We start from the raw sequence: 2,541 nt of genomic DNA, 5'->3' as shown, positions 1-2,541 counted from the left end.
AACAACACGAATAAACTAAAGATTAAAATTCTTTCGTTTCTCGAAAGCTAATAAGAAAAAACTGAATATGGAATCTGAAGAAATCAGAAAAGAATTACAGAATTTATTAACCAACTTTGAACTGGAATTAAAATCCGACAGTTTACGAACTAAAGTCCTTTCTCTGGTTCCTTGTTTTCAACAGTTACGAGAACTGGGGAAATCTTTAATACCATCTACCATAGCAAGAAGCGCCAGAGATCGAATCCTCCATTATTTTCTAAAATATCCAGCCATTATTATAAGTGGCGATGAGTTGCTTGTCGTTTCGGGTATCCAAGAATATGCCCGAAGGGTTCGAGAACTGAAAGTACAGTTCGGGTGGTCAATTGTAAGCGGTCTGACAGCTGGACAAATGGCGGAAGAAAACGAATTTCCTCTTCCAAATATTGATGTAATGTCAATGGGCCCTTCCGATTATATATTACTTTCTCAACAGCAAGATAGAGATGCGGCCCATCGGTGGAACCTTGCCAATGAAATCAGAAGAGAAAATATTTCCGTCCGAGACAAAATTTTAAAATATTTGAGGGAAAACGTCGGCCAAAAAGTAACAGGAGAGGAGTTGAAATACCTGGCAAAAGATAGGTCGGAATGGGCAAGAAGGGTTAGAGAGTTGCGCACTGAATATGGCTGGCCTGTCGTCACTCAAAATACCGGCCGTCCTGATCTGGAAGTAGGTGTTTATTTACTTGAGGCTGACCGCCAGAGTCCTGAGCATGATAGACATATTCCAGATCAGGTTAAAAGAGAGGTTCTTCGGAGGGACAAGTACAAATGTACTGTCTGTAATTGGTCGCACGAAGAATGGAATAGATCTGATCCTCGTCATTTGGAGTTACATCATAAAAAACACCATGCAAAGGGCGGCGACAACACGGAAAACAACCTTATTACTGTTTGTACGGTTTGCCATGATGAGATTCATCGTAAGAAAAAATGAACGGCAAGGCCGAACAAAAGCATTCAGCAGACGGCGGGAAGCGCGGCGGCGCTGACGCGGAAAGCTTAGGTGGCGCCGCTGCTGATGCAGGTCGTTCGCACCGCGGTGCGAATGCGCGAGTCGCCCGACTACGTCAGGCCGCCCGCCGCTCTGATTGGCAGGATAGGGCAGGATAGTGAAGACTTTTCGAGATGTAGTGTCAAGAATCTTTCGCACTTTTAGTTGTAGCCCTCCATCTGGGATCCCTTCTTAGGCGGTGGCAGCCATTGTCTCCGGTTTGAAGAGTGGATCCATTTTCATATATCGTCTGGTTCCCCATTTGGTACCGGCAATATGGCGGAGTCGGGCCGCAACCAGCATGAGTGCTGATTGTCCATCGGGGAAGCAACCAACGACTCGTGTGCGCCTTCGAATCTCACGCATGATTCGTTCCAGGGGATTATTGGTCCGGATCTGGCGCCAATGCTCCCCAGGAAAATGATAATATGACAGGGTTTCCTCAATTCTTTCCTGGACCATCGAAGCGGCGCGGCCCAGTTTCATCTTGGTGAGCTTCGTGACTACACTCCCGGCTTTGCGTAGAGCTTCCTCCCGGTCCTCCTGGGCATGAATCGCTTTGAGCATGGCCGCAACCTTTTTTACCTTGCCCTTGGGAACTACCGAGAACACATTACGGTAAAAGTGGACAATACACCGCTGCCACAGTGCATCCGGGTAGGCCTCCGCCAACGATTCCACCAGGCCGAGACAGCGGTCAGAGATAAAAAGTCGTACACCTGACAGGCCTCTCTGCTTCAAATGCCTTAAGAAATTTGTCCAGCTGGTCTTGTCCTCTTTGGCCCCTTCTGCAACACCGAGAATCTCCCGGTAGCCGTCCTTGCCTACGCCAATGGCGACCAGGACGGCTACATTGCGGACCTCCCCACCCCAGCTCCGCTTCAAGTAAATTCCGTCGAGATAGACATAGGCATGCTCCCCCTGGATCGGCCGTGTCCGCCAGGCTTCGATCCGCTTGTATATCTTCTTGTTGAGCTGAGAGACCGTACCCGGACTTACACGGGAGCCCCACAACGCCTCGGTGATATCCTCGACGCGCCGAACGGATACTCCTGCCAAATACATCTCCATCAACGCTTCTTCCACCGATGACTCTCGTCTTCGATAGCGCTCAATGATGGCTGTCTCGAAGGTTAATTTCCTCAATTTCGGCATCTTTAACGATACTGCACCGGCTTTGGTATGGAGAGTACGACGGTAAGATCCCGCACGTGTATCCTGGCGGGCCTCGGTGTGTTCATAACGCTTGGCGTTACATAATCTCTCCGCTTCTGCATCCAATAAGCCGTTCAGCGTCTCCTCCACGGTCCCCCGGACAATCTCGCTCAAATGTGCCGTGACTTTCGTTTCATCGATCTCTATCAATTTCCCCGATTTTGCGCTACAATCTTTCTTGGACATGGTGGCCTCCTTCTGGTTGTTTTTGTTTTAGCGGACTGAAATAAACCAGATGGAAGGCTATCATGTCCTTTTTGAATGTGCGAAAAATATTTTACGTTATC

2 protein-coding genes are annotated in these 2,541 nt (G+C 48.5%); one reads left to right on the top strand and one right to left on the bottom strand.

Going from position 1 to position 2,541, the window contains the following annotated elements; translation table 11 throughout:
* Positions 1-67: 67 nt before the first annotated feature.
* On the top strand, positions 68-982 hold the full coding sequence (locus GXP58_03755; protein ID NOY52719.1) for an HNH endonuclease: 915 nt from the start codon (positions 68-70) through the stop codon (positions 980-982).
* A 249-nt stretch (positions 983-1,231) separates the two neighbouring features.
* Here GXP58_03755 and GXP58_03750 read toward each other — a convergent pair whose 3' ends face one another.
* Entirely contained in the window at positions 1,232-2,440 is a 1,209-nt protein-coding gene (locus GXP58_03750; GenBank protein NOY52718.1) for an IS256 family transposase, read from the bottom strand.
* Positions 2,441-2,541: the final 101 nt, after the last annotated feature.

The organism is Deltaproteobacteria bacterium, assembly GCA_013151235.1.
GTDB lineage: Bacteria > CG2-30-53-67 > CG2-30-53-67 > CG2-30-53-67 > CG2-30-53-67 > JAADIO01.
Note: the sequence above shows the minus strand (reverse complement) of the source record. Positions and strands in the feature narration are given on the sequence as shown.

What these genes read in the sequence shown, in the direction of transcription:
- GXP58_03755 (NOY52719.1), top strand. Translation starts at nt 68, where the DNA reads ATGGAATCTGAAGAAATCAGAAAAGAATTACAGAATTTATTAACCAAC.
- GXP58_03750 (NOY52718.1), bottom strand. Translation starts at nt 2,440, where the DNA reads ATGTCCAAGAAAGATTGTAGCGCAAAATCGGGGAAATTGATAGAGATC.